Source organism: Pseudomonas sp. PARCl1 (assembly GCF_947311875.1).
Classification (GTDB): Bacteria; Pseudomonadota; Gammaproteobacteria; order Pseudomonadales; family Pseudomonadaceae; genus Aquipseudomonas; species Aquipseudomonas juntendi.
In genome coordinates, this window is record NZ_CAMZMX010000050.1 from 13,307 (window position 1) to 38,855 (window position 25,549).

The 25,549-nt window shown below is 64.0% G+C and carries 21 protein-coding genes; 15 read left to right on the forward strand and 6 right to left on the reverse strand.

Features of this window, described 5'->3' with window-relative positions; genetic code table 11:
* Nucleotides 1-894: a LysR family transcriptional regulator gene (locus QME24_RS21135; protein ID WP_009683764.1), complete on the reverse strand. Its 894-nt coding sequence runs from the start codon at nucleotides 892-894 to the stop codon at nucleotides 1-3.
* A gap of 147 nt (nucleotides 895-1,041) precedes the next feature.
* On the opposite strand from QME24_RS21135, the gene QME24_RS21140 reads away from it, so the two are divergent.
* From QME24_RS21140 to QME24_RS21155, 4 genes are all read left to right on the forward strand, one after another.
* The gene (locus QME24_RS21140) at nucleotides 1,042-2,121 is read left to right on the forward strand and encodes a 4-oxalomesaconate tautomerase (RefSeq protein WP_082416152.1); all 1,080 of its coding nucleotides are present in this window, start codon (nucleotides 1,042-1,044) and stop codon (nucleotides 2,119-2,121) included.
* Nucleotides 2,122-2,193: 72 nt separating this feature from the next.
* The gene (locus QME24_RS21145) at nucleotides 2,194-3,507 is read left to right on the forward strand and encodes a dicarboxylate/amino acid:cation symporter (RefSeq protein WP_054905324.1); all 1,314 of its coding nucleotides are present in this window, start codon (nucleotides 2,194-2,196) and stop codon (nucleotides 3,505-3,507) included.
* A 122-nt stretch (nucleotides 3,508-3,629) separates the two neighbouring features.
* Entirely contained in the window at nucleotides 3,630-4,934 is a 1,305-nt protein-coding gene (locus QME24_RS21150) for a citrate:proton symporter (protein ID WP_054905323.1), read from the forward strand.
* 59 nt (nucleotides 4,935-4,993) lie between these two features.
* On the forward strand, nucleotides 4,994-6,247 hold the full coding sequence (locus tag QME24_RS21155; RefSeq protein ID WP_054905322.1) for an OprD family porin: 1,254 nt from the start codon (nucleotides 4,994-4,996) through the stop codon (nucleotides 6,245-6,247).
* A gap of 90 nt (nucleotides 6,248-6,337) precedes the next feature.
* Here the strand turns inward: QME24_RS21155 and QME24_RS21160 are convergent, their stop codons facing one another.
* Nucleotides 6,338-7,438 carry an SDR family oxidoreductase gene (locus QME24_RS21160; RefSeq protein ID WP_280091670.1) on the reverse strand — a complete coding sequence of 367 codons (1,101 nt, stop codon included), beginning with the start codon at nucleotides 7,436-7,438 and terminating at the stop codon, nucleotides 6,338-6,340.
* 74 nt (nucleotides 7,439-7,512) lie between these two features.
* Between QME24_RS21160 and QME24_RS21165 the strand changes: the two genes are divergently transcribed.
* Nucleotides 7,513-7,905: a MerR family transcriptional regulator gene (locus QME24_RS21165; RefSeq protein ID WP_161893111.1), complete on the forward strand. Its 393-nt coding sequence runs from the start codon at nucleotides 7,513-7,515 to the stop codon at nucleotides 7,903-7,905.
* A gap of 211 nt (nucleotides 7,906-8,116) precedes the next feature.
* Here QME24_RS21165 and QME24_RS21170 read toward each other — a convergent pair whose 3' ends face one another.
* Both QME24_RS21170 and QME24_RS21175 read right to left on the reverse strand, forming a co-directional pair.
* On the reverse strand, nucleotides 8,117-9,202 hold the full coding sequence (locus QME24_RS21170) for an AraC family transcriptional regulator (protein WP_054905319.1): 1,086 nt from the start codon (nucleotides 9,200-9,202) through the stop codon (nucleotides 8,117-8,119).
* 4 nt (nucleotides 9,203-9,206) lie between these two features.
* The gene (locus QME24_RS21175; RefSeq protein ID WP_110679551.1) at nucleotides 9,207-10,325 is read right to left on the reverse strand and encodes a carbon-nitrogen hydrolase family protein; all 1,119 of its coding nucleotides are present in this window, start codon (nucleotides 10,323-10,325) and stop codon (nucleotides 9,207-9,209) included.
* A 194-nt stretch (nucleotides 10,326-10,519) separates the two neighbouring features.
* On the opposite strand from QME24_RS21175, the gene QME24_RS21180 reads away from it, so the two are divergent.
* Together QME24_RS21180 and QME24_RS21185 are read left to right on the forward strand one after the other, a co-directional pair.
* A complete protein-coding gene (locus QME24_RS21180; RefSeq protein WP_054905317.1) occupies nucleotides 10,520-12,556 on the forward strand; it encodes an NADPH-dependent 2,4-dienoyl-CoA reductase in 2,037 nt (678 codons plus the stop codon).
* A 58-nt stretch (nucleotides 12,557-12,614) separates the two neighbouring features.
* The gene (locus QME24_RS21185) at nucleotides 12,615-13,508 is read left to right on the forward strand and encodes a pyridoxal-phosphate dependent enzyme (protein WP_192440684.1); all 894 of its coding nucleotides are present in this window, start codon (nucleotides 12,615-12,617) and stop codon (nucleotides 13,506-13,508) included.
* Here the strand turns inward: QME24_RS21185 and QME24_RS21190 are convergent.
* Nucleotides 13,499-14,044 carry a cytochrome b gene (locus QME24_RS21190; RefSeq protein ID WP_009683752.1) on the reverse strand — a complete coding sequence of 182 codons (546 nt, stop codon included), beginning with the start codon at nucleotides 14,042-14,044 and terminating at the stop codon, nucleotides 13,499-13,501. The two genes, QME24_RS21185 and QME24_RS21190, sit on opposite strands and share 10 nt — an antisense overlap.
* Before the next feature lie 157 nt (nucleotides 14,045-14,201).
* Nucleotides 14,202-15,224, reverse strand: coding sequence for a DUF1853 family protein (locus tag QME24_RS21195; protein WP_192440683.1), 1,023 nt, complete (start codon nucleotides 15,222-15,224; stop codon nucleotides 14,202-14,204).
* On the opposite strand from QME24_RS21195, the gene QME24_RS21200 reads away from it, so the two are divergent.
* From QME24_RS21200 to QME24_RS21235, 8 genes are all read left to right on the forward strand, one after another.
* Entirely contained in the window at nucleotides 15,223-16,113 is an 891-nt protein-coding gene (locus tag QME24_RS21200) for an NAD(+) kinase (RefSeq protein ID WP_280091669.1), read from the forward strand. The two genes, QME24_RS21195 and QME24_RS21200, sit on opposite strands and share 2 nt — an antisense overlap.
* Complete coding sequence (locus tag QME24_RS21205) at nucleotides 16,110-17,084, forward strand: metallophosphoesterase (RefSeq protein ID WP_280091672.1); 975 nt, start codon at nucleotides 16,110-16,112, stop codon at nucleotides 17,082-17,084. Before QME24_RS21200 ends, QME24_RS21205 begins: the two co-directional genes overlap by 4 nt.
* Nucleotides 17,081-17,959: a rhomboid family intramembrane serine protease gene (locus QME24_RS21210; RefSeq protein WP_280091668.1), complete on the forward strand. Its 879-nt coding sequence runs from the start codon at nucleotides 17,081-17,083 to the stop codon at nucleotides 17,957-17,959. The genes QME24_RS21205 and QME24_RS21210 overlap by 4 nt, the downstream gene beginning before the upstream one ends.
* A 13-nt stretch (nucleotides 17,960-17,972) precedes the next feature.
* Nucleotides 17,973-18,233 carry a DUF1315 family protein gene (locus tag QME24_RS21215; protein WP_003260154.1) on the forward strand — a complete coding sequence of 87 codons (261 nt, stop codon included), beginning with the start codon at nucleotides 17,973-17,975 and terminating at the stop codon, nucleotides 18,231-18,233.
* Nucleotides 18,230-19,060, forward strand: coding sequence for a DUF2797 domain-containing protein (locus QME24_RS21220; RefSeq protein WP_009683746.1), 831 nt, complete (start codon nucleotides 18,230-18,232; stop codon nucleotides 19,058-19,060). Before QME24_RS21215 ends, QME24_RS21220 begins: the two co-directional genes overlap by 4 nt.
* A gap of 13 nt (nucleotides 19,061-19,073) precedes the next feature.
* The gene (pepN, locus tag QME24_RS21225) at nucleotides 19,074-21,743 is read left to right on the forward strand and encodes an aminopeptidase N (RefSeq protein WP_110679557.1); all 2,670 of its coding nucleotides are present in this window, start codon (nucleotides 19,074-19,076) and stop codon (nucleotides 21,741-21,743) included.
* A 267-nt stretch (nucleotides 21,744-22,010) separates the two neighbouring features.
* On the forward strand, nucleotides 22,011-23,033 hold the full coding sequence (locus QME24_RS21230; RefSeq protein ID WP_232892708.1) for a YCF48-related protein: 1,023 nt from the start codon (nucleotides 22,011-22,013) through the stop codon (nucleotides 23,031-23,033).
* Between the two features lie 20 nt (nucleotides 23,034-23,053).
* Nucleotides 23,054-25,429, forward strand: a complete 2,376-nt coding sequence (locus tag QME24_RS21235; RefSeq protein ID WP_033690558.1) for an RND family transporter — start codon at nucleotides 23,054-23,056, stop codon at nucleotides 25,427-25,429.
* The last annotated feature ends 120 nt before the right edge of the window (nucleotides 25,430-25,549 follow it).

The following is a 25,549-nucleotide window of genomic DNA, read 5'->3' on the forward strand; positions in this document are numbered from 1 at the left end:
TCAGCGGTTGGGCCACTTCTCCAGCAGGATCGAGACGAATTTTTCCGCCGCCGGCGACAGCGAGGCGCCACGCCGGTAGACCAGGCCCAGGGTGCGAGTGACCTCGGGTTCGGTCAGCGGCACGCTGACCAGCGTCGGGTGGTCGGCGTTGGGCATGGCCAGGCTGGGCATGGCCGACACGCCCAGCCCGGCTTCGACCATGCCCAGCGAGGTGGACAGGTGCTGCACTTCATAAAACCACTTGGGCCGCAGGTTGAGCCCGGACAGGGCGTGGTCCAGCAGCATTCGGTTGCCGCTCAGCCGGCCCACGCCAATCAGGCGGTAGTCGGCCAGTTCCGTCCAGGTCACGCATTCCCGGTTTGCCAGCTTGTGGTCGCGACGGCAAGCCAGCACGAAATGCTCCTGTACCAAAGAGACGAACTCGATGTCCGGGTGCTGGCCGCTCATCATGTTGATGCCGAAGTCGGCTTCACCGCGCAGCACGGCTTCAAGCCCGTCGTTGGCACTGAGGTCAAGCAGGCGGATACGGATCTTCGGGTATTGCTCGTTGTAGTCGCGAATCACCGACGGCAGGAAATAGAACGCGGCGGTGGGGATGCAGGCCAGGGTCACCTGGCCGGTCTGGCGCTCGGCCAGCTCGCGAATGCTCAGGATCGAGTCTTCGAAGTCATCCAGCAGGCGCCTGGCCTTGGGCAGGAAGTCGCGCCCGACACTGGTCAGGCTGACGCGACGGGTGGTTCGCTCAAGCAGGGACGTGCCCAACCCTTCTTCCAGCTTCTTGATCCGCCGGCTGAGCGCCGGCTGGGACAAATGCAGCGCTTCCGCAGCCTCGTGGAAACTGCCGAGTTCGGCGATTTTCACGAAAGATCGGATGTCTTGGAGTTCATATTCCATCTCGAATCGCTCTCTGGCCCCGGTGTTTAATTGATGCCTGGATCGGAATAATAGCTACGATATTTGCATTGGATTGATTTATCCATCCCTGTCAATCTTGTGTCCACAACATCAATGATGTCCATTGATCAACAAGAGTGCGAAATCATGCAACGAATTCCTTGCGTACTCATGCGCGGTGGCACCTCCAAGGGGCCGTTTTTCCACGCCTGGGACCTGCCTGCCAACGTGGTCGAGCGCGACGAATTACTGATCAACCTGATGGGCTCCGGGCATGAACTGGAGATCGACGGGATCGGTGGCGGTAGCCCGCAGACCAGCAAGGTGGCGATTGTAAGCCCTTCGCTGCATGCCGACGCTGACGTAGATTACCTGTTCGTGCAGGTCATGGTCGCGCAGCGCAGGGTCGACACCGCCCCTAACTGCGGCAACATGCTGTGCGCCGTTGGCCCGTTCGCCATCGAGCAAGGGTTGGTCAAGGGCCAGGAAGGCAAGACCCTGGTGCGCATCCGCAACCTCAACACCGGAACGTTCGTCAACTCGCTGGTGGAAACCCCCGGCGGGATCGTGCGTTACGAAGGCCGCACGGCGATCGATGGCGTTCCGGGCACTGCCGCCCCGGTGCAGCTGACGTTCCTCGATGCGGTTGGCAGCAAGACCGGCAAGCTGTTCCCGACCGGCCAGGCCACCGACGTGATCGACGGCGTACCGGTCACCTGCATCGACATGGCCATGCCGATGATGGTGGTCGAGGCCAGCCAGCTCGGTGTCACCGGTTCGGAAACGCCTGCCGAACTCGATGCCAACGAAGACCTGCTCAAGCGCCTGGAAGCGCTGCGCCTGAAGGCCGGCAAGGCCATGGGCCTGGGCGATGTCAGCGGGATGGTCATCCCCAAGCCGGTATTGGTTTCCAAGCCGCGCTATGACGGCACCCTGCAGGTTCGCTACTTCATGCCGCACAGCTGCCACCGCGCGCTGGCCATTACAGGTTCGATCGGGTTGGCCACTGCCTGTGTCAGCCCTGGCACCGTGATCGGTGAACTGCTGGGCGAGGGCGCCGAGCAATTGACCGAAGTGCGCCTGGAACACCCAAGCGGTGGCATCGATGTGGCATTGTCGCGCACCGGCGCCGATGGCAAGACCATCCAGGCCTCGGTGGTGCGAACTGCCCGACGGTTGTTCTCAGGTTTCGTTTACGCCCCTACATTCCGCAGATTGGCCGGGTAGCTCTGGCAGCCGTTCAGCTCCAAACAATTGCAACAAGCGCATCCGCACAATTTCAACAATGGGTGATGCCTCATGAGACTCGCCAAATCGCTGTACTTTCAGATCCTCTGCGCCGTCCTGCTGGGCGTAGTGGTCGGCCACTTCTGGGCGCAACAGGCTGTTGCGCTCAAGCCGCTGGGTGATGCTTTCATCAAGCTGATCAAGATGATGATTGCCCCGGTGGTGTTCTGCACCATCGTCACCGGCATCGCCGGCATGACCGACAAGCGCTCCCTGGGGCGCTTGATGAGCAAGACATTGCTGTTGTTCCTGGGCCTGACCGTGGTCAGCCTGATGATCGGCCTGGCGGCGGTGTACCTGTTCCGCCCGGGCGTCGGCATGAACATCGACCCTGCGACCCTCAGCACTGCCGGGCTGAGCCAGTACGCTGCGTCGGCGGCCAAGCTCAGCGTGGTCGACTTCTTCATGCACATCATCCCGGACACCTTCATCGGTGCGTTCAACAAGGGTGAGGTGCTGCCGGTGCTGTTCATCGCCGTGCTCAGCGGTTTTGCCCTGTCGTCCATGGGCGAGAAGGGCAAGCCGGTACTGAATGTGCTGGAATCGGCCTCGACCATGGTGTTCCGCATCTTCGGCTACCTGATGCGCTTCGCCCCCATCGGCGCCTTCGGTGCACTGGCGTTCACGGTCGGCCAGTACGGCGTGACCTCGCTGGGTGCCTTGGCCAAGCTGGTCGGTACGCTGTATATCGCCTGTGCGTTCTTCGTGCTGGTGGTGCTCGGCGGCATCTGCCGTGCCTATGGCTTCAGCCTGTGGAAGCTGCTGCGCTACTTCCGCGAGGAGTTCCTGGTGGTGCTCGGCACGTCCTCCACCGAGCCGGTGCTGCCGCGCATGCTGGAGAAGCTGGAGAAACTGGGCTGCAAGAAGGGCGTGGTCGGGCTGGTGCTGCCTACCGGCTATTCCTTCAACCTCGACGGCACGGCCATCTACCTGTCGCTGGCCGCGGTGTTCATCGCCCAGGCCTGCAACATCGACCTGACCCTTGGCCAGACGGTGACCATGCTGGCGATCATGCTGCTGTCGTCCAAAGGGGCAGCAGGCGTGACCGGCAGTGGTTTCGTGGCCCTGGCCTCGACCCTCACCGTGATCCACGACATCCCGCTCGCCGGGCTTGCCTTGCTGATCGGTATCGACCGCTTCATGTCCGAAGCGCGCGCCCTGACCAGCCTGGCCAGCAACGCCGTCGCGACCGTGGTCATCTCCCTGTCGGAGAATGCCTGTGACCGAAAAACGCTGCTGCGCCGCCTGAACGGGATCCCGGCCGCTGCAGACGAGACCGACACGGCGCAGGCCGACTGGGCTGCAGAGCCTCGGCACCACGGCTGAATACCTTTTCCATCTGTCCTCGCTGACTTGAAATCCCACCCAGCACCCTGACGGTGCGGGTGGGGTAGGGGGCCGTCTGCCCTGCTGGCGGCCGCAACACAATAAAAACAAGAGAAAAAACCATGCTCGCACTCCTGGGCCTGATCATGGTGGTGACCTTCACCTACCTGATCATGAGTAAACGCCTGTCACCCATCGTGGCGCTCACCGTCGTACCGATTGTCTTCGCAGTGATCGGTGGCTTTGCCCCCGAACTGGGCAAGATGATGCTCGATGGCTTGAAAATGGTGGCACCGTCAGCCGCACTGCTGTTGTTCGCCATCCTGTTCTTCGGCCTGATGATCGATGCCGGCCTGTTCGACCCGCTGATCCGCAAGATCCTCAAGCGCGTCAATGGCGACCCGGTCAAGATCGCCATCGGCACCGCGCTGTTGTCGCTGGTGGTAGCGCTGGACGGTGACGGCACCACCACGTACATGATCACGTGCGCTGCCATGCTGCCGTTGTACCGTCGCATCGGCATGAACCCGATGATCCTGGCCACGGTATCGATGCTGTCGCTGAGTATCATGAGTGGCATGAGCCCCTGGGGCGGGCCGGCGACCCGAGCCATTGCCGCGTTGGGCCTGGACGCCACCGAATACTTCATCCCGATGTTGCCGACCGTGATCGGTGGCGCTGCCTGGGTGGTGTTCACCGCCTTCCTGCTGGGCCGTGCCGAGCGTCGCCGCATCGGGAACACCGCCCTGGAGTCGGGTGGTGGCAATTGCTACATCAAGGAAATCCTCGGCGACGCTCCCCACAAGCGTCCACGTCTGGCCTATGTGAACCTGGCCCTGGTGATCGCCGTGATGACCGCGTTGGTCTTCGGGGTAATGCACGCAGCGATCCTCTTCATGATCGGCTTCGTCGCCGCGCTGATGATCAACTACCCACAACTGGACCTGCAGAAAGAACGCATCCTCGCCCATTCGGGCAATGCCATGACCGTGGTGTTGCTGGTATTTGCCGCAGGTATCTTCGCTGGGATCTTCTCGGGCACCAAGATGGTCGACGCCCTGGCGCAGACCCTGGTCGACTGGATTCCTGCCGCCTGGAGCCACTGGTTCCCACTGGTGGTGGCCCTGACCAGCATGCCATTGACCTTCGTGCTGTCGAACGACGCCTACTACTTTGGCGTGGTACCGATCCTGGCTAATGCCGCGACCGCCTATGGCATCGACCCGATTGAAATCGCCCGCGCCTCGGTGCTGGGCCAGCCGGTGCACCTGATGAGCCCACTGGTGGCCTCGACCCTGCTGTTGGTGGGGATGGTCGACCGCGACATCGGTGACTTCCAGAAAGCCACGGTGAAATGGGCGGTGCTCACATCGTTGGTGATCACTGCGCTGGCGCTGGCCACCGGTGCCTTGTCCTTCTTCGTCTGAACTGCTTCGGGCGCCGACCGGCGCCCCGCTCACCCAAAAACAACAATAGAGTATCAATCATGTCCCGAGCTGTTTTCCGTGGGGCCACCTGTGGCCTGCTGTGCGGCTGGCTGCCTGTGGCCGGCGCCGCCGGTTTCGTCGACGATAGCAAGCTGAAGCTGCAACTGCGCAATGTGTACTTCAACGAAAACTTTCGCGACGAACAGGGCATGAGCCCGCGCGCCGCTGCCACCGCCAAGAGCGAGCGTGTGGAATGGGCGCAGGGCTTCCTGCTCGACTATCAGTCCGGCTTCACCCAGGGCCCCCTGGGGCTGGGGCTCGACGCCATGGGGCTGCTCGGCGTTCGGCTCGATTCGGGCCGAGGCCGCAGCGGTACCGGTTTGCTGCCGACGCATGACGATGGCCGCGCCGCTGACGAGTTTGCCAGTGCCGGCGTGACGGCCAAGGCGCGCCTGGGGCAGACCGTGGTCAAGCATGGCACCTTGCTGCCGAAAACCCCGGTGCTGATCTACAACGATGCCCGCTTGTTGCCGCAAACCTACCAAGGCACCCAGCTGACCAGCACCGACATCGACAACCTGACCCTGACTGCCGGGCACCTGAACCGCTTCAAGCTGCGCGACTCCTCTGACAGCACTGGCCTGTACCTGGACGGTTACAGCGGTGACGAGTCTGGCGATTTCAACTTTGCCGGCGCCGACTACGCCGTCAACAAGCAGTTGAAGTTGAGCTATTTCCACGGCCAGCTGGAACACTTCTACCGCCAGGACTTTGCCGGGTTGATCTACGACCTGCCCCTGGCCGGCGGCGTGCTCACCACCGACTTGCGCTATTTCAACAGCCGCGACAGCGGCGCTGCCCGGGGCGGCGAAATCGACAATGACATGTTTAGCGGGCAACTGTCGTACACCCATTCCGGGCACACATTCGGGGGTGGCTACCAGGTGCTCGACGGCAAGGCCGGGCTGCCCTACATCAGCGGCGCCACGGTGTACTCGTTCAGTAACGTGGGTATCGGCAAGTTCATCGAGGAAGAGGAGAAAACCTGGATGGCCAGCTATGCCTACAACTTCGCTGCGGCAGGCATCCCAGGGCTTACCTTCATGACCCGCTACCTGAGCGGGGATAACGGGCGCTCGGCTGACGCTGGGCTGAGCGAGTGGGAGCGCGACATGGAGCTTGCCTACGTGGTGCAATCCGGGCCGGTCAAGGGCCTTGGCGTGAAGCTGCGCAACTACGTGTACCGCTCCGACTTCTCCCGCGGGCGTGACAGCAACCGCATCTACCTGACCTACGACATCGCCCTCTGGTAAGGGCTGAGCGCCGCAGTCAGCCCTGGCGGGTCAGCCTGAGTGGCCGGCCGCGCCGGGGCGACGTGCAGGCGGTTGCGCGGCCATGTGGGTTCAGGTGTTGGTCGGTATGTTTGCCCCAGGCATGCTGCCGTGGCCCAGGTTGCGTTCGACGTGGCGCACGGTTTTTGCCAATGTGTGTTTGATGTTCGGGTGAGTGAGCTGATACCTGCGTTCCAGTTGTTCGCTGAAACTCAGGTCGAAGCGCTGCGGCTGGATGAAGTTCAGCGACTCGGGGCTGATTGCCAGGCGGGTCGCTACTCCAGGAATTGCCAACAACCACTTCAGCACGCCTATCGGCACATGGTGGCGCGGGGCTTTTACCTGCAGGGTGGCGGTGATATCCTCCAGCAAGCCTTGCAGGTTAGGGGTGTGCGGGTCGAGTGCAAGCACCTGGCGGTTGGCCATTGAAGGGTCGAATGCCACGCAAGCCATCAGGGTAACCAGGTAGTCGACGCTGACCAGTGGCAGCCAATGGCTGGGCGAACCCGGAATGGCCTTGAACCGGCCCAACGCCAGGCCGCTAATCAGTGCTGCCAACGGCTGCCCGTCGAGGATGTGCCCGCGCTCACTGTCGCCGCAGACCGTGGCTGGGTGAACGATCGAGTACGCTGCGCCCGCACCTTGCATGTAGCGGATGACGGCGAAATGCGCTTCCAGCTTGCTCGCCTCATAACCGCCTACGCGGCGGTAAACCGCGGGCCAGTCGGTATGTTCCGGGTGCTCGTGATCCACTCCGATGCTGGCCAGGTGGCTGAAATTCTGCAGCATGTAGCCGCCCACCATCAGCAGGCGGGTGCCCTGGCTAGCCGCCAGCTGCGCTACCCGCAGCGCACCTTGCACATTCACGACACGGGCATGTTCCAGGGAAAGCCCCCAGGTGAAGTGCGCCGCGAGGTGGAACACCACTGCGGCAGCCGACACGCGTTGGCGGTCGGCTTCGCTGAGCCCAAGGCCTTCTGTGCCGATATCGCCGGCAACTGCCTGTACGCCTGCAGGCTTGCCCCCCAGGCGGCCTACCTTTTCACGGAGCCGGGCGAGGTTTTCCGGGTGGCGCATCAGCACCCGCACGGTGTGCCCGGTGGCGGTGAGCCGCGCCAGTAGATGCTGGCCGATAAAACCACTGCCGCCGGTAACGAAGCATTCCACGCTCATGTCAGTTTCCTTGTCTGCAAGATGGGCGCAGGGTAGGGTGTAGAGCGCACTCTAAGGTCAAGGGGTTTTGTGCCATGAACATCGGGGAGCTGGAGCGCCGCAGCGGCGTCGGCCGCCATGCGTTGCGCTATTACGAGCAGCTCGGGCTGATCGTGGCCCAGCGGCAAGCCAACAATTATCGCAGCTACAGCGAGCAGGCCGTCGCTGACCTGAACTTCGTGCAAACTGCCCAGCGGGGCGGTTTCACGCTTGCCGAAATAGGGGAGATACTGGCTGCCAGGCGCGGCAATACCCTCGATTGCGTGCAGGGTGCACTGCTGGTCACTGGCAAAATGGCTGAAATCCAGGCCAAGATTCAGACGCTGCAGGCCGCATATGAGGTGCTTGATAGCGAGCGTGCCAAGCTCGTCGCCAGTGCTATTGCGACTGGGCTGACAATTCCTGAAAACATTTCCGCTGGCGCCTGAACGCCTGTCCTCCTAAAAAGGATTTTGTGGTACTCGAGCAGCGTTGCATCGCGTTTTCACTGGAACGATGGCCGCGTTGCCTGATCATAAGCTTGTCATCATTGCGTCATGCCACTGGCTTAGCATGACGGCGATAACTACGAAGATGAAATGAGTAAAGAGGGAGCAGGACCATGGATGAATACCAGGAAGAACTACTCGAATCCCAAGCCTACGAGCTGGACACCCCGGAACCGGCCGACGACGCCACCGAGCTTTGACCTGCCCGCCGCTGGCTGCGGCGAAACTCTCCCGGCGTAAGGCCCGTCCAGCGCTTGAACGCGCGCTGGAAGGCCTCGGCCGAAGCGAACCCCAATAAATAAGCAATCTCGCCGAACGCCAGTTCCGTATCACGGATGTAGGTCTCGGCCAGGTCGCGTCGTGTTTCATTGAGCAGGTCACGAAACCGCGTGCCTTCTTCGGCCAGCTTGCGCCGCAGTGTCCAGGTGGGCAGTTGCAAGTGCAGGGCTACCTCGACCAGGTCCGGTTCGCGGCCACCGTTGAGTAATGGGCCAAGCAGGTGGGTGATGCGCTCACCCAGGCTGCGCACCCGCGTGCGCTGCAGCATGTCTGCTTCACACAACTGCAGCAGGTGCTGCCAGGTGCTGGGGCAGTGCCTGGGGTTGGCCAACTGCAAGGTGGCGCGGCTCAGGCGCAATTGATTACCGTCGGCAGCGAACTGCACCGGGGTGCTGCACAGCGCCTGGTACTGCGCGGCGTAGGCGGGGGCGGCAAATTCGATTTCGAGGCGCTCGGCCTGCAGCGCAACGCCCGCCAGGTCGGCCAGTTGAGCCAGCCAGCCTGCCAGCACCGAGTCCACCACAAAGCGGTTGTAGGCGTTGTAGGGGCTGATGGAGTAGAAACGCAGCCAGGCACCTTCGGCGTCTTCATGAAAGCTGGAGTGGCCGCGGTAGTTGGCGGCGTACAGCGGTTCGAAGCGCAGCAAGGTGCGCGCGGCTTCCCCCACGGTAGGCGCCTGGGCTGCAGTGACCCCCGCCAGGCCCGCCTGGGCCAGCCGGCTCAGGCGGCCCATGTGCAAGCCCAGCGCGGCTTCGCCACATTGTTCGATGGCCGCATGGCCCAGGTGCATGTAGCGCGGGATCGAAAGGCGCGCATTGGCTTCGCTCAGGCGCGGTGCCTCCAGCCCATAGCGGCGCAGCAGCGGTTCGGGGGCGTGGCCCAGTTCGCGCAGGGCTTCGATCAGCGGCTGAACAAAGCCGACCGACAGCTCGCCCAGGCGCACGCGGGGGCGGGCCATGGCCTTACAACCACAGGTTCAGCAGGCGGGCGCCGGGGCTCGGCGTGCCTGCCAGCAACTCACCGGCCTGGCGGGCGAAGCCTTGGCCGTCACTGCCGTGTTCCCAGAACTGCCCCCGCATGAACACGCTCATGCTGCTGACCCTGGCCCCGGCCGCCTCGGTCAGGCGTTGCCAAGCCGTTTGTTCACTGACCTGGCCGCGCTGCACGGCCAGCCCGGCACTGGCCGCCTGGTGGCGGTTGCCACGCCAGGGGGCTTGCCAGCTGCCTTTGCCGCTGAGAAACACCGGGTTGGCTACCAGCTGCACGCCCTGGCTGGCCAGTTGCTGATGGTTCTGCGGGTACCAGCTGTCACTGCCCACCAGCACGCCCAGGCGCCCGGCGGGGGTTTGCACGACCTGCAGCGGATAATCGCGGCCCTCCTGCACATAACGGCGCATGTCACTGTCGGGGTATTGCTGGCGTTGCGGTTGGCCGAGCAGGGAACCGTCACCGGCGAACACCACGCTGCTGTTGAACAGTGCGCCACGCCCGGCATGCAGCACGCCTTGTTGCACATAGGGGGCGGGCAGCACGATGGAGCCGGCCACCAGGGTCACGCCAAACTCCTTGGCCAGGCCACCGAACAGCTGTTGATAGTCGGCAGCCATCTGCTCGGCCTTCATGCGCAGGTGGGCGTCGGCACGCCGGTCGTCGCCCTCGGCCGCTACCATGGCCAGCGCGTAGCGCAGCGGGTTGCTCAGTTCCAGCCATTGCTGGGCCTCGCGGCTCTGGGTGACCTGGTACAGCTCGTTCTTTTCGCCTCGTGCCCACAGCCAGGTACCGATGTGTTCCGGCAGCACGACCACGGTGCGCGGGCCGACCAGGCCCTGGGCGCGCGCCTGCTCCAGGTAGGCGGCCAGCTTGCGGTGCAGGCGTTGCAGGTTCTGGTAGTCGCTAGGGAACAGCAATGGCTCGATACCCAGCAGGTTGCCGCGGTCGCCCGGCACGCCATGGTTCAACGCCAGTTCGATGCGCAGGTCGGACAGGTAGTGGCCTTCCGGGCGCTGCTGGCTCCAGAAACCGTAGCCGCAGAGCGCGGCGATCATTACCAGCGCCAGGGCGCTTGCCAGAAGTTTTCGCATGAAACAGAACGGCACATTGGCTGACGAAGGCTATCTAGGGTAAGCGCCCTGTTTGCCAGGATCAATAACTTGTCAGTTTCGATCATTGAGCCAATTCAAACGGCTGTTTAATGTCGCTGACAGACAAACGACGGAGGCCCGCCATTCGGTGAGGCGCTCGCATCCCGTGAATCACGCCACCTGGGGACCTTTCCATGGCCGCCGAACGTTACCCGCACCTGCTTGCCCCGCTGGACCTTGGCTTCACCACCTTGCGCAACCGCACCCTGATGGGCTCGATGCACACCGGCCTCGAGGAGCGTCCCGGGGGTTTCGAGCGCATGGCGGCCTACTTTGCCGAGCGTGCCCGGGGCGGCGTTGGCCTGATGGTCACGGGCGGTATTGCGCCCAATGATGAAGGCGGGGTGTATTCCGGCGCGGCCAAACTCAGCACCGAGGCGGAGGCCGACCAGCACCGCATCGTCACCGAGGCGGTGCACGCCGCCGGTGGCAAGATCTGCCTGCAAATCCTGCATGCCGGGCGCTATGCCTATAGCCCACGGCAGGTGGCACCCAGCGCGATACAGGCGCCGATCAACCCGTTCAAGCCCAAGGAGCTGGACGAGCAAGGCATCGAGAAGCAGATCGCCGACTTCGTCAATTGCGCAGTGCTGGCCCAGCGTGCCGGTTATGACGGCGTCGAAATCATGGGTTCGGAAGGTTACTTCATCAACCAGTTTCTCGCCGCCCACACCAACCAGCGCACCGACCGTTGGGGCGGCAGCTACGAAAACCGCATGCGCCTGGCGGTGGAAATCGTCAGCCGGGTACGCGCGGCAGTAGGGCCGAACTTCATCATCATCTTCCGCCTGTCGATGCTCGACCTGGTCGAGGGCGGCAGCGACTGGGCGGAAATCGAGCAGTTGGCCAAGGCCATCGAGCAGGCCGGCGCTACCCTGATCAACACCGGGATCGGCTGGCATGAGGCGCGGATCCCGACCATCGCCACCAAGGTCCCGCGCGCGGCGTTCAGCAAGGTCACGGCCAAGCTGCGGGGCGTGGTGAACATTCCGCTGATTACCACCAACCGCATCAACACCCCGGAAGTGGCCGAGGCGGTGCTGGCCGAAGGGGATGCCGACATGGTTTCGATGGCTCGGCCGTTCCTGGCCGACCCGGATTTCGTCAACAAGGCTGCTGCCGGTCGTGCCGACGAAATCAATACCTGCATCGGTTGCAACCAGGCCTGCCTGGACCACACCTTCGGCGGCAAGCTGACCAGTTGCCTGGTCAACCCGCGGGCCTGCCACGAAACCGAGCTCAATTACCTGCCTGCGCCAGCGCCGAAGCGCATTGCCGTGGTCGGCGCCGGCCCGGCGGGCCTGGCCGCCGCCACCGTTGCCGCCGAGCGCGGGCATCACGTGACGCTGTTCGACGCTGCCAGCGAAATTGGCGGCCAGTTCAATGTCGCCAAGCGCGTCCCGGGCAAGGAAGAGTTCTTCGAAACGCTGCGCTACTTCCGCAACAAGCTGCAAAGCACTGGCGTCGACCTGCACCTCAATACCCGCGTGGATGTGCAGGCGCTGGTGCAGGGCGGCTATGACGAGATCATCCTGGCCACTGGCATTGCCCCGCGCACTCCGGCCATCCCCGGGGTCGAGCATGCCAAGGTGCTCAGCTACCTGGATGTACTGCTTGAGCGCAAGCCGGTGGGCAAGGCGGTCGCCGTGATCGGGGCCGGCGGTATCGGTTTTGATGTATCCGAATACCTGGTGCAGGAAGGGCGGGCCAGCAGCCTGGACCGTGATGCGTTCTGGAAGGAGTGGGGCATCGATACCCGGCTTGAGGCACGCGGCGGCGTTGCCGGCATCAAGGCCGAGCCGCATGCGCCGGCGCGTCAGGTGTTCCTGCTGCAGCGCAAGGCATCGAAGGTGGGGGACGGGTTGGGCAAGACCACCGGCTGGATCCACCGCACCGGCTTGAAGAACAAGCGCGTGCAGATGCTCAACAGTGTCGAGTACCTGGGCATAGACGATGCCGGTTTGCACATTCGCGTGGCGGGCGGTGAGCCGCAGGTGTTGGCCGTGGACAACGTCGTGATCTGCGCCGGGCAGGAGCCGCTGCGCGAACTGCAGGATGGGTTGGTGGCTGCGGGGCAATCGGTGCATTTGATCGGCGGCGCCGACGTGGCGGCCGAGCTGGATGCCAAGCGGGCGATCAACCAAGGGTCGCGGCTGGCGGCGCAGCTCTGAGATCGGCCCGGGGCAGCCCACAGGCGCTGCCCCGGGCTTTGCCTGTAAACTGCGATCCATGCATGCATTCGACCTTCCTCAAGCCCCACTGCAACGCTTGAACCTGCCGTGGTTGCAACACGCCCAGGTGCAGGTTGCCATTCTGCGCCTGGACCTGATCGATCCGCTGATCAGCGGCAACAAGTGGTTCAAGCTCCGCCACCACCTGCAGCAGGCCGCCACAGGCAATGCCCCCGGGCTGATCAGCCTGGGTGGCAACCACTCCAACCACCTGCATGCGCTGGCCGCGGCCGGCAAGCGGTTTGGCTTCGCCACTGCCGGCCTGCTACGCGGCCATGCCCAGGACACGCCCACCGTACGGGACCTGCAGGCGCTGGGCATGCACCTGCACTGGCTGGGTTATGGCGGCTACCGCGCACGCCACCAGCCCGGTTTCTGGGAACCTTGGCAAGCGCGCTATCCGGGCTGGCAGTGCATTCCCGAAGGCGGCGGTGGGCTGGCTGGCGCGCAGGGCTGCGCGCTGATCGTGCAGCAGGCGCAGGCGCAGATCTCGGCCCTGGGCTGGCCGGACTACGATGGCTGGTGGTTGGCTGCCGGAACAGGCACTACCGTGGCTGGCCTGGCCATGGCCGAGGCGGGCGCGCGTACCGTGCATGGCGCCTTGGCGGTACCTGCAGACCATGGGGTGGCGCAAGGGGTGGCAGCGCTGGCGGGCGCACATGGCTACCAGCTACATGAGGCCTGCCGAGGTGGGTTTGCCCGGTTCGACGACGAACTGCTGGCCTTCATCGCCGACTGCGAGCTGCACACGGGGGTGCCGCTGGAAGCGCTCTATACCGGCAAGGCCCTGTTGGCCCTGCGCGATCATGTCGCCGCCGGGCTGTTGGCGCCCGGCAGCCGCATGATCTTCGTGCATACCGGCGGCCTGCAAGGCCGACGTGGTTACTTGTAGGGCAGCATGCGCAACAGGGTGTTGTCGCGCACCACATAGTGGTGGTAAAGCCCGGCCAGCGCATGCAGGCCGATCAGCCAGTAGCCCCAACTGCCGACGCGCTCATGCCAGCCCTTGATGAACTTGGCTTGGTCCGGGTTCGGGCCGATCAGGTGCGGCAGCTCAAGGCCGAAGAAAGGTACCGGTTTGTCGGCGGCGCTGAGGATCAGCCAGCCGGCCAGCGGCATGCCGATCATCAGCAGGTACAGTGCCAGGTGCATCAGGTGGGCAAGGCCGGTCTGCCAGGCGGGCGGCTTGGGCAGGATCGGCGGGGTAGGCCGGCTCAGGCGCATCGCCAGGCGCAACCAGACCAGCACGAAGACACTGAGGCCAAGCATGAAGTGCAGGTCTTTCATCAGGTTGCGCTCGGCGCTGTCCTTGGGGAACAGGCCACGCAGTTCGATAAGGGCGTAGACAGCGGCCAGCAGCACCAGCATCAGCCAGTGCAGGGCAATGGACAGGCGTGCGTAATGCGGTGCTGGGGTGGATGAAACCATGATCAGTCCTCGTCATCAGGTTTGGATAGCGCTCTTGTTGGCGCTCAGGTGTCACTTTAATGGCTACCGGCAGCAGATAGTTGCGCCAGGCCTGTGAAAATTGTGTTGCCTGCACGGGCTTTTGTGCGGGCCAGCCTTGACCTGCGTCAGGCCTGCATCAATCACTGCGTAGCTGCGGCCAATTGTCAGCCACCAGAAACACCCGTTCGGCTTCCTGCCAGGCGCCATCGGCCTCCTGCTCAAGCCTTACCAGCAGTTGCGCCGGGGCCTGCGGGTCCAGCACATGCAGCCACGCTGCAAACTGCTCTGCCTGCCAGCATAGCGCCGCTTCGACCCGCGCTGGCGCCAGCCATGCGCTGCGCGGCAGCGGTTGCCAGCGCTCGCCAACCGCCATCACCCAATCCCGCCGCCTGACCCAGCGCCCGCGCAGGTGCTGCGGGTTGGCGCCTTCCGGTTCCTCGGCATGCCCAGGCCACGGATAGAACAGATAGCCCCCCAGCCACATATGCGCCTGCACCTGCTGCGCCCCAAGTCGGGCCAGCGCCTGCTGGCTGTGCGCCCCCCGCGACATCGGCAACTGGTGCTGCGCCAGGTGGGCCAGCTTGGCCCCTAGCCGGTCATGACAGCCTGGCCCCAGCCAGGCCTGGGTATCGTGCCCGCCACCGGGCGGGCCCAGGTACAGCTTGATCGCCAATTCCAGATGGTGGACCCCGTCAGCATCACGCAGCAGCACATCCAGCTCGCCCAAGGTCAGGCCGCCCTCGCGAATGGCCAGGTTGGCGGCCAGCAGTTCAATGCCCGGTGCGTGGCGCAGGGCGAATTGCCACAGGCGTTCGTAGTAAAGCCCCAGGCGCCGGCTGCCCAGTTTCGCCAGCCAGTCGCGCAGCGGATGGTCATCCTTCTCCAGCGCCCGCAGCCACTGCTCCAGGCGGTGCGGCTGCTGTGCCCACAGGCTGCCCGCCAGCGGGTGGCGCTGAGGGCAGGGCGCGCCAGCGAGCAAGGGCGGCGACAGCACTGCCCAGGCCAGGTCGCGTACGGCCGGGCGCTGCAGTTGCCGGGGCAGATCGTGGAGTTGGCTGAAGGGTGTCATCCTGCGAGCATAGCCGGTTTGCCGCTGCCCGGTGGTTTCGCCCATAATCGGCGCATCGTCACCCGCCGCAGAGCCTTGCAGGAGCCCCATGGAGCAATTTCGCAATATCGGTATCATCGGTCGCCTCGGTAGCTCGCAGGTGCTCGACACCATCCGCCGACTGAAAAAATTCCTCCTCGACCGCCACCTGCACGTGATTCTCGAGGACACCATTGCCGAAGTGCTGCCCGGGCATGGCTTGCAGACCTCCACGCGCAAGCTGCTGGGCGAAGTCTGCGACCTGGTCATCGTGGTGGGTGGCGACGGCAGCCTGCTCGGCGCCGCCCGGGCCCTGGCCCGTCACAACATTCCGGTGCTGGGCATCAACCGGGGTAACCTGGGCTTTCTCACCGACATCCGCCCCGACGAACTGGAAGAAAAAGTCGCCGAGGTGCTCGACGGCCACTACCTGGTGGAAAACCGCTTCCTGTTGCAGGCCGAGGTCCGCCGCCATTACGAAGCCATTGGCCAGGGCGATGCGCTGAACGACGTGGTGCTGCACCCAGGCAAGTCCACGCGCATGATCGAGTTCGAAATCTATATCGACGGCCAGTTCGTCTGCAGCCAGAAGGCCGACGGCCTGATCGTTGCCACCCCCACCGGCTCCACCGCCTACGCGTTGTCGGCTGGCGGCCCGATCATGCACCCCAAGCTGGACGCCATCGTCATCGTGCCAATGTACCCGCACACCCTGTCTGGGCGGCCGATCGTGGTCGACGGCAACAGCGAGCTGAAGATCGTGGTGTCCAAGGACTTGCAGATCTACCCGCAGGTTTCCTGTGATGGCCAGAACCATTTCACCTGCGCCCCCGGCGACACCATCACGGTCAGCAAAAAACCGCAGAAGCTGCGCCTGATCCACCCGCTCGACCACAATTACTACGAGGTCTGCCGCACCAAGCTTGGTTGGGGCAGCCGCCTGGGGAGCAGTGACGACTGATGCTCGACCCGGCGCGCAGTTTCGACATCATCGGCGACGTGCACGGTTGTGCGCATACCCTTGAACGCCTGCTCGATACCCTCGGCTACAAGCGCGTGGCCGGCGTGTGGCGCCACCCACGGCGCCAGGCGCTGTTCCTCGGCGACATCGTCGACCGTGGGCCACGCATCCGCGAGGCCCTGCACCTCGTCCACGACATGGTTGAGGCTGGCCAGGCGTTCTGCATCATGGGCAACCACGAGTACAACGCCTTGGGCTGGGTGACGCCGGCGCTGCCCGGCAGCGGCAAGGCCTTCGTCCGCGAGCACACCCCGCGGCACGCCCGGCTGATCGACGAAACCCTGGCCCAGTTCGCCCAGCACCCCGCTGACTGGCACGACTTCGTCAACTGGTTCTACCAACTGCCGTTGTTCATCGATGCCGGGCGTTTCCGCCTGGTACACGCCTGCTGGGACCGGCAACTGATCGAGCCGCTGCGCCAGCAGTACCCCGACGGGCGCATCGATGAGCACTTCATCCAGGCTTCTGCCGTGAGCAACAGCTTCGCCGCCACCGTGTGCAACCGCCTGTTGCGCGGTACCGACATGCGCCTGCCCGACGGCCTGACCTTGACCGGCGGCGACGGCCTGACGCGCGCCTTCTTCCGCACCAAGTTCTGGGAGGAAGACCCGCAAACCTACGGCGACATCGTGTTCCAGCCTGATGCCCTGCCCGCCGAGGTAGCCAATGCGCCGCTCAGCCACAGCCAGAAAAATGCCTTGCTGCGTTATGCCGAAGACGAGCCGATGCTGTTCGTCGGCCACTACTGGCGCAGCGGCCACCCCGCGCCGATTCGCCCCAACCTGGCCTGCCTGGACTACAGCGCGGTGCTGTACGGCAAGCTGGCGGCCTACCGGCTGGATGACGAAACCCGCATCGACCCGCACAAGTTCGTGTGGGTCGACGTAGACCGCCCACAGGCCAACCCATGAACATAATCGAAGTGATGCGCCTGCCGCTGTCGGTCGACCTCAGCGGCTTCATTCACATGCTGCAGCGCCTGCAGGTGCCGCACCGGGTCAGCGAAGAGGGGGACGTGCAGGTACTCTGGGCGCCCGACACCCTGGCCGAAGACGTCCGCGAACTTTACCAGCGCTACCCGCAAGGCAACGCCGAGCTGTCGGCTGCCCCCGAGCCGGTGGCAGCAGGCATGGCCGCGAAAGTGCCGTCCCTGGCAGAACAGGCCCGGGCCTGCAAGGTCACCACGCTCACCCTGCTGGCGTGCTTCATCGTCGCCGGCCTGACCAGCCTGGGCGACAACTTCACCACCATCAGCTGGTTTACCTTCCTCGACTTCCGGGTGCAGGGCGACTACCTGTATTTCACCCCGCTGGCAGAAACCCTCGACCAAGGGCAATGGTGGCGGTTGGTATCACCCATGCTGCTGCACTTCGGCGTGCTGCATCTGGCCATGAACAGCCTGTGGTACTGGGAGCTGGGCAAGCGCATCGAACTGCGCCAGGGCCCCTGGATGCTGCTGGGCCTGACCCTGCTGTACAGCCTGGTCTCCAACCTGGCGCAGCACTACACCAGCGGGCCGAGCCTGTTCGGCGGGCTGTCTGGCGTACTGTACGGCCTGCTGGGGCATGTATGGCTGTTCCAGTGGCTGGCACCGAACCGTTACTTCAGCCTGCCCAAGGGTGTGCTGGTGATGATGCTGATCTGGCTGGTGGTGTGCCTGACCGGTGTGGTCGGCAGCCTCGGCCTTGGCCAGATCGCCAACGCCGCCCACGTAGGCGGGCTGCTCATCGGATGCCTGACCGGGCTCTTGGGTGGGGCGCTGGCCCGGCGTAAACTGTCGGCTTGAATCAGGAGACTGTATGTCCACTTTCGCGCAAATGATTGAAAACATCACCCCGGAAATCTACGAAAGCCTGAAACTGGCCGTGGAAATCGGCAAATGGTCGGATGGCCGCAAGCTCACCGCCGAGCAGAAAGAGCTGTCGCTGCAGGCCGTGATCGCCTGGGAGATGAAAAACCTGCCAGAAGACCAGCGCACCGGTTACATGGGCCCGCAGGAATGCGCGTCGAAGTCTGCGCCGATCGCCAACATTCTGTTCAAGTCGGACTCGGTACATTGATCGAACTCGCTCGTGGCTCGTTGAGCAAAATGGCGGTAAGCCTGCAGGCGCCGGTGGTGCAGTACAGCTTCCGCCTGGGTGACACGCAGGTGCCGGTCAACCCGCTGATCGGCCAGCGCCTGCGCCTGGAATACCTTGGCGCCATTCACTGCAGCCATTGCGGCAAGCGCACCAAGACCAGCTTCAGCCAAGGTTACTGCTACCCGTGCATGACCCGGCTGGCCCAGTGCGATGTGTGCATCATGGCCCCGGAAAAATGCCATTACGAGGCCGGCACCTGCCGTGAACCGGCCTGGGGCGAACAGTTCTGCATGACCGACCATGTGGTCTACCTGGCCAACTCGTCAGGGATCAAGGTCGGCATCACCCGCGCCAGCCAGCTGCCCACCCGGTGGCTCGACCAAGGGGCCAGCCAGGCCCTGCCGATCATGCGCGTGGCTACCCGCCAGCAGTCTGGCCTGGTCGAAGACGTGCTGCGCAGCCAGGTGCCCGACCGCACCAACTGGCGTGCACTGCTCAAGGGCGATGCCGAGGTGCTCGACCTGGCGGCCATTCGTGAGCAGGTATTCGACGCGTGCGCCGAGCGCCTGGGCGAGCTGCAAGGGCGTTTCGGGCTGCAGGCGATCCAGCCGCTGCCGGACGCCGAAGTGGTGCAGATCAACTACCCGGTCCAGGCCTACCCGCAAAAGATCGTCAGCTTCAACCTGGACAAGGACCCGGTCGCCGAAGGCACGCTGCTGGGCATCAAGGGCCAGTACCTGATCTTCGACACCGGTGTGATCAATATTCGCAAGTACACGGCCTACCAGTTGGCCGTGCTCCAGTAAAAAGGACCTGCACATGCGCACCGAACAACCGCAAGTGATCTACCTGAAGGATTACCAGGCGCCCGAGTACCTGATCGACGAGACGCACCTGACCTTCGAGCTGTTCGAGGACCACACCCTGGTTCACGCGCAGCTGGTGATGCGTCGCAACCCGGCACGCGGTGCCGGCTTGCCGCCGCTGGTGCTCGATGGCCAGCAGCTGGAGCTGCTGCGTGCCGCGCTGGATGACCGGGAATTGCAGGCCGCCGACTACCAGCTGGACGGTGACAGCCTGACCGTGCAGCCGCAAGCCGAGCACTTCACCCTCGACACCAGCGTGAAGATCCACCCGGAAAGCAACACTGCGCTCGAAGGTTTGTACAAATCCGGCAAGATGTTCTGCACCCAGTGCGAGGCCGAGGGGTTCCGCAAGATCACCTACTACCTCGACCGCCCGGACGTGATGAGCAGTTTCACCACCACGGTGATCGCCGAGCAGCATCGCTACCCGGTGCTGCTGTCCAACGGTAACCCCACCGGCAGCGGGCCGGCCGAGGACGGCCGCCACTGGGCCACCTGGGAAGACCCGTTCAAGAAGCCAGCCTACCTGTTCGCCTTGGTGGCCGGTGACCTGTGGTGCGTCGAAGACACCTTCACGCGCCAGTCGGGCCGTGATGTGCTGCTGCGCATCTATGTCGAGCCCGAGAACCTGGACAAGTGCGACCACGCCATGGTCAGCCTGAAGAAGTCGATGCGTTGGGACGAGGAAGTCTACGGCCGTGAATACGACCTGGACATCTTCATGATCGTTGCCGTCAACGACTTCAACATGGGCGCCATGGAAAACAAGGGCCTGAACATCTTCAACTCCAGCTGTGTGCTGGCCCGCGCCGAAACGGCCACCGATGCCGCGCACCAGCGTGTCGAAGGTGTGGTCGCCCACGAGTATTTCCACAACTGGTCGGGCAACCGCGTCACGTGCCGCGACTGGTTCCAGCTGTCGCTGAAGGAAGGGTTCACGGTGTTCCGCGATGCCGAGTTCAGTGCCGACATGAACTCGCGCACGGTCAAACGCATCGAGGACGTGGCCTACCTGCGTACTCACCAGTTTGCCGAAGATGCCGGCCCCATGGCCCACCCCGTGCGCCCGGACAGCTTCATCGAGATTTCCAACTTCTACACCCTGACAGTGTACGAGAAGGGCGCCGAAGTGGTGCGCATGGTCCGCACCTTGCTGGGTGCCGATGGTTTCCGCAAAGGCAGCGACCTGTATTTCGAGCGCCACGATGGCCAGGCGGTGACCACCGACGACTTCATCAAGGCCATGGAAGACGCCAACGGCGTGGACTTTACCCAGTTCAAGCGCTGGTACAGCCAGGCAGGCACCCCGCGCCTGGAAGTCAGCGAAGCGTACGACGCCGCCGCCCAGACCTACAGCCTGACGTTCCGCCAAAGCTGCCCGCCCACCCCGGACAAGGCCGAGAAGCTGCCGTTCGTGATCCCGGTGGAGTTGGGCCTGCTGGATGCTGCCGGCAACGACCTGCCGCTGCAACTGGCAGGTGAAGGCGCCGCCACGGCGGCCGAACCAGCCACCAGTCGGGTGCTGTCGGTGACCGAGGCCGAGCAGACCTTCACCTTCCAGGGTATCCAGGCCAAGCCGCTGCCGTCGCTGCTGCGTGGCTTCAGCGCCCCGGTCAAGCTCAGTTTCCCGTACGACCGCGACCAGTTGATGTTCCTGATGCAACATGACAGCGATGGTTTCAACCGCTGGGAAGCGGGCCAGCAGCTGGCGGTCCAGGTATTGCAGGAACTGATCGGCCAGCACCAGCGTGGCGAAGCCCTGAAACTGGACCAGCGCCTGATCACGGCCTTGGGCACGGTACTGGGCAACCCGTCGCTGGACCCGGCCATGGTTGCCGAAATGCTCTCGCTGCCGGGTGAGGCCTACCTCACCGAAATCAGCCAGGTGGCCGACGTGGACGCCATCCATGCCGCCCGCGAGTTCGCCCGCCAGCAGATCGCCGAGCAACTGTTCGACGCGTTGTGGGCGCGCTACCAGGCCCACCGCGAAGCGTCGCGCAGCACTGCCTATGTGGCCTCGGCCGAGCACTTCGCCCGCCGCAGCCTGCAGAACATCGCCCTGTCGTACCTGATGCTGAGCGGCAAGCCGCACGTGCTGGAAGCGACCCTGGAGCAGTTCGAGCACTGCGACAACATGACCGAGCGCCTGACCGCGCTGGCGGTGCTGGTCAACTCGCCATTCCAGGCCGAGCGGGCGAAAGCGCTGGAGGCGTTCGCCGAGCACTTCAAGGACAACCCGCTGGTGATGGACCAGTGGTTCAGCGTGCAGGCGGCCAGCACCTTGCCGGGCGGGCTGGCGCGGGTCAAGGCGTTGATGCAGCACCCGGCGTTCACCCTGAAGAACCCCAACAAGGTGCGTGCGCTGATCGGTGCGTTTGCCGGGCAGAACCTGGTCAACTTCCATGCCGCCGATGGTTCTGGCTACCGTTTCCTGGCTGACCTTGTGATCGAACTCAATGCGCTGAACCCGCAGATTGCTTCGCGTCAGCTGGCGCCGCTGACCCGCTGGCGCAAGTATGACGAGGCGCGCCAGGCGCTGATGAAGGGCGAGCTGGAGCGGATTCTGGCTTCGGGTGAGCTGTCCAGTGATGTGTATGAAGTGGTGAGCAAGAGCCTGGCTTGAGGGCAATCGGGCTGCTTTGCAGCCCATCGCGACACAAGGCCGCTCCTACAGGGTAAGGTGCGATTGTAGGAGCGGCCTTGTGTCGCGATGGGCCGCACCGCGGCCTTGGCTTTTTCAGGCCGACAACAAAACATAACACCCCGCCCGTTGTAATCCCGCGAACATCCCCGCTACGATCCCTTCAAGCTGTTGCAGGCCTCTAGATCAGGCTTTTCGCAGTGCCTGCAATGCATTGACCCGCCGAATAAAAACACCAAGGGGACAGTCATGAGGGAACACAACAGGCGCCGCGCCTGGCCATTGGCAGCGGCATTGGCGCTGGCACTGGGCGCGTGGGCCGGCAGCGTGCAAGCCGCCAGTGCCGACCAGTACTCCACCGAATCGGCCAAGGCCAGCCAGAGCCTGTTGATCGGCGCCACCCACGCCGGCAAGCGCCTGGTGGTGGTCGGTGATCGCGGCCATATCCTGTTCTCCGACGACCAGGGCAACACCTGGACCCAGGCCCGGGTACCTACCCGGCAGTTGCTCACGGCGGTGTTCTTCATCGACGACAAGCGCGGCTGGGCCGTCGGCCATGACGCCCAGGTGCTCACCAGCAGCGACGGCGGCGCCACCTGGACCAAGCAGTTCGAAGACCTTGCCCGTGAAGCGCCGTTGCTTAATGTCACCTTCCTGGATGCCCGGCATGGCTTTGCCGTGGGCGCCTACGGGGCCTTGCTGGAAACCACTGACGGCGGCCAGCACTGGCAGGACGTGGCCGAGCGCCTGGACAACCCCGACCAGTTGCACCTCAACGGCATCACCCAGGTGCGCGATGCCGGCCTGTTCATCGTTGGCGAGCAGGGCGGCATGTTCCGCTCAGCGGATAACGGCCAGACCTGGGCCAAGGTGCAAGGCCCCTACGAGGGCTCGCTGTTTGGCGTGATCGGCACCCGTTCACCCCGCACCCTGCTGGCCTACGGCCTGCGCGGCAACCTGTTCCGTTCAGCCGACTTCGGTGACAGCTGGCAGCAGGTCGAACTGAAGGCCGCGCGCGGCAGCCTGGAATTCGGCCTGGCTGGCGCTGCGCTGCTGGCTGATGGCGCCCTGGTGCTGGTTGGCAACGGCGGCAGCGTGCTGCGCAGCACCGACGATGGCCAGACCTTCAGCGTGTACAACCGTGGCGACCGCATCGCCCTGGCCGGCGTCAGTGGTCTGGCCGATGGCGGCCTGCTGCTGGTGGGCCAGGGCGGTGTGCACCTGGCAACCGCGCAAGGTGCCGATCGCATTGCCGAGGAGCCGCGCCAATGACCAGCCGGGAGAGCATCACCATGCATCCGCATCACCAGGACAAGCCTACGCTGCTCGAACGGCTGATCTTCAACAACCGCCCCGTGGTCATCGCCCTGTGCGTGCTGATCAGTATTTTCCTGTTCTGGCAGGCGACGCAGATTCGCCCCTCCACCAGTTTCGAGAAGATGATCCCGCTGCAGCACCCGTTCATCGAGCAGATGATGGAGCACCGCAATGACCTGGCCAACCTCGGCAACACCGTGCGCATCTCGGTGGAGGCGGTCAAGGGTGACATTTTCGACAAGGATTACATGGAGACCCTGCGCCAGATCCATGACGAGGTGTTTTACCTGCCTGGCGTCGACCGTGCCGGGCTGAAGTCGCTGTGGAGCCCCAGCGTGCGCTGGAGCGAGGTCACGGAAGAGGGCTTTTCCGGTGGCGAGGTGATCCCCAACACCTACAACGGCTCTCAGGACAGCCTCGATACCCTGCGCGACAATGTGCTCAAGTCCGGCCAGGTCGGGCGGCTGGTCGGCAACAACTTCAAGTCCAGTATCATCGATGTGCCACTGCTGGAAAGCTACCCTGACCCGCAGGACCCCAGCCGGCTGCTGAAACTGGATTACCAGCAGTTCTCGCACCTGCTGGAAGAGAAGGTGCGTGACAAGTTCCAGGCGCAGAACCCCAATGTGAAAGTGCACATTGTCGGCTTTGCCAAGAAGGTCGGTGACCTGATCGACGGGCTGGTGATGGTGGCGATGTTCTTCGGCGTCGCCCTGGTGATCACCTGGGTGCTGTTGTACTGGTTCACCTGGTGTATCCGCAGCACCATCGCCGTGCTCATCACCACCCTGGTGGCGGTGGTCTGGCAACTGGGGCTGATGCACGCGGTGGGTTTCGGCCTGGACCCATACTCGATGCTGGTGCCGTTCCTGATCTTCGCCATTGGCATTTCCCACGGGGTGCAGAAGATCAACGGCATCGCCTTGCAGTCGAGTGACGCCGACAACGCGCTCACCGCAGCACGGCGAACGTTCCGGCAGTTGTTCCTGCCGGGCATGATCGCCATCCTGGCCGATGCGGTGGGCTTCATCACCCTGCTGATCATCGACATCGGGGTGATTCGCGAGCTGGCCATCGGCGCGTCCATCGGGGTGGCGGTGATCGTGTTCACCAACCTGATCCTGCTGCCGGTCGCCATCTCCTATGTCGGTATCAGCAAGAAGGCCATCGAACGCAGCAAGAAGGACGCCACCCGCGAACACCCGTTCTGGCGCCTGCTGTCGAACTTTGCCAGCGCCAGGGTGGCGCCGGTGTCGGTGGCGCTGGCGCTGCTCGCCTTCGGCGGGGGGCTGTGGTACAGCCAGAACCTGAAAATCGGCGACCTCGACCAGGGCGCGCCGGAGCTGCGCCCCGACTCGCGCTACAACCAGGACAACAACTTCGTCATCAGCAACTACTCGACCAGTTCCGATGTGCTGGTGATCATGGTCAAGACGCCGGCCGAGCAGTGCTCCATCCACTCGACCATGACCCCGATCGACGAGCTGATGTGGACCATGGAAAACACCCCCGGGGTCCAGTCGGCGATCTCCCTGGTCACTGTGTCCAAGCAGGTGATCAAGGGCATGAACGAGGGCAGCCTGAAATGGGAAACCCTGTCGCGCAACCCCGACATCCTCAACAACTCCATCGCCCGTGCCGACGGGCTGTACAACGGTGACTGCTCGCTGGCGCCGGTACTGGTGTTCCTCAACGACCACAAGGCCGAAACCCTGGAGCGGGTCACGGCGGTAGCCCAGGCGTTTGCCGACAGCCACAACAAGGAGGGCCTGCAGTTCCTGCTGGCAGCAGGCAATGCCGGGATCGAGGCCGCGACCAACGAGGTGATCAAGTCGGCCGAACTGACCATCCTGATCCTGGTGTACATCTGTGTGGCAGTGATGTGCCTGATCACCTTCCGCTCGTTGGCCGCCACCCTGTGCATCGTTCTGCCGCTGGTGCTGACCTCGGTGCTGGGTAACGCGCTGATGGCCTACATGGGCATCGGTGTGAAGGTGGCCACCTTGCCGGTGGTGGCGCTGGGCGTGGGCATTGGCGTTGACTACGGCATATACATCTACAGCCGCCTGGAAAGTTTCCTGCGCGCCGGGTTGCCGTTGCAGGAGGCGTATTACCAGACCCTGCGCTCGACTGGCAAGGCAGTGCTGTTCACCGGGCTGTGCCTGGCCATTGGTGTGTGCACCTGGATCTTCTCGGCGATCAAGTTCCAGGCAGACATGGGCCTGATGCTGACCTTCATGTTGCTCTGGAACATGTTCGGGGCGTTGTGGCTGCTGCCGGCCCTGGCGCGGTTCCTGATCAAGCCGGAGAAAATGGTGGGCAAGCAAGGGGGGTCGATTTTCGCCCATTGAAGGCAGGGGGCCGCGTTGCGGCCCAATCGCCGGCAAGCCAGCCCCCACAGGGATCGCCTTAGGGCTGACAGGTGTTTGCCACAAGGTATGGCAGCGCCTGTGAGATCGAGCGCCGCGCGC

Bases quoted from the DNA above. Each gene is read 5' to 3' on its own strand.
- QME24_RS21135 (WP_009683764.1), bottom strand. From the start codon at position 894: ATGGAATATGAACTCCAAGACATCCGATCTTTCGTGAAAATCGCCGAA.
- QME24_RS21140 (WP_082416152.1), top strand. From the start codon at position 1,042: ATGCAACGAATTCCTTGCGTACTCATGCGCGGTGGCACCTCCAAGGGG.
- QME24_RS21145 (WP_054905324.1), top strand. From the start codon at position 2,194: ATGAGACTCGCCAAATCGCTGTACTTTCAGATCCTCTGCGCCGTCCTG.
- QME24_RS21150 (WP_054905323.1), top strand. From the start codon at position 3,630: ATGCTCGCACTCCTGGGCCTGATCATGGTGGTGACCTTCACCTACCTG.
- QME24_RS21155 (WP_054905322.1), top strand. From the start codon at position 4,994: ATGTCCCGAGCTGTTTTCCGTGGGGCCACCTGTGGCCTGCTGTGCGGC.
- QME24_RS21160 (WP_280091670.1), bottom strand. From the start codon at position 7,438: ATGAGCGTGGAATGCTTCGTTACCGGCGGCAGTGGTTTTATCGGCCAG.
- QME24_RS21165 (WP_161893111.1), top strand. From the start codon at position 7,513: ATGAACATCGGGGAGCTGGAGCGCCGCAGCGGCGTCGGCCGCCATGCG.
- QME24_RS21170 (WP_054905319.1), bottom strand. From the start codon at position 9,202: ATGGCCCGCCCCCGCGTGCGCCTGGGCGAGCTGTCGGTCGGCTTTGTT.
- QME24_RS21175 (WP_110679551.1), bottom strand. From the start codon at position 10,325: ATGCGAAAACTTCTGGCAAGCGCCCTGGCGCTGGTAATGATCGCCGCG.
- QME24_RS21180 (WP_054905317.1), top strand. From the start codon at position 10,520: ATGGCCGCCGAACGTTACCCGCACCTGCTTGCCCCGCTGGACCTTGGC.
- QME24_RS21185 (WP_192440684.1), top strand. From the start codon at position 12,615: ATGCATGCATTCGACCTTCCTCAAGCCCCACTGCAACGCTTGAACCTG.
- QME24_RS21190 (WP_009683752.1), bottom strand. From the start codon at position 14,044: ATGGTTTCATCCACCCCAGCACCGCATTACGCACGCCTGTCCATTGCC.
- QME24_RS21200 (WP_280091669.1), top strand. From the start codon at position 15,223: ATGGAGCAATTTCGCAATATCGGTATCATCGGTCGCCTCGGTAGCTCG.
- QME24_RS21195 (WP_192440683.1), bottom strand. From the start codon at position 15,224: ATGGGGCTCCTGCAAGGCTCTGCGGCGGGTGACGATGCGCCGATTATG.
- QME24_RS21210 (WP_280091668.1), top strand. From the start codon at position 17,081: ATGAACATAATCGAAGTGATGCGCCTGCCGCTGTCGGTCGACCTCAGC.
- QME24_RS21215 (WP_003260154.1), top strand. From the start codon at position 17,973: ATGTCCACTTTCGCGCAAATGATTGAAAACATCACCCCGGAAATCTAC.
- pepN (WP_110679557.1), top strand. From the start codon at position 19,074: ATGCGCACCGAACAACCGCAAGTGATCTACCTGAAGGATTACCAGGCG.
- QME24_RS21230 (WP_232892708.1), top strand. From the start codon at position 22,011: ATGAGGGAACACAACAGGCGCCGCGCCTGGCCATTGGCAGCGGCATTG.
- QME24_RS21235 (WP_033690558.1), top strand. From the start codon at position 23,054: ATGCATCCGCATCACCAGGACAAGCCTACGCTGCTCGAACGGCTGATC.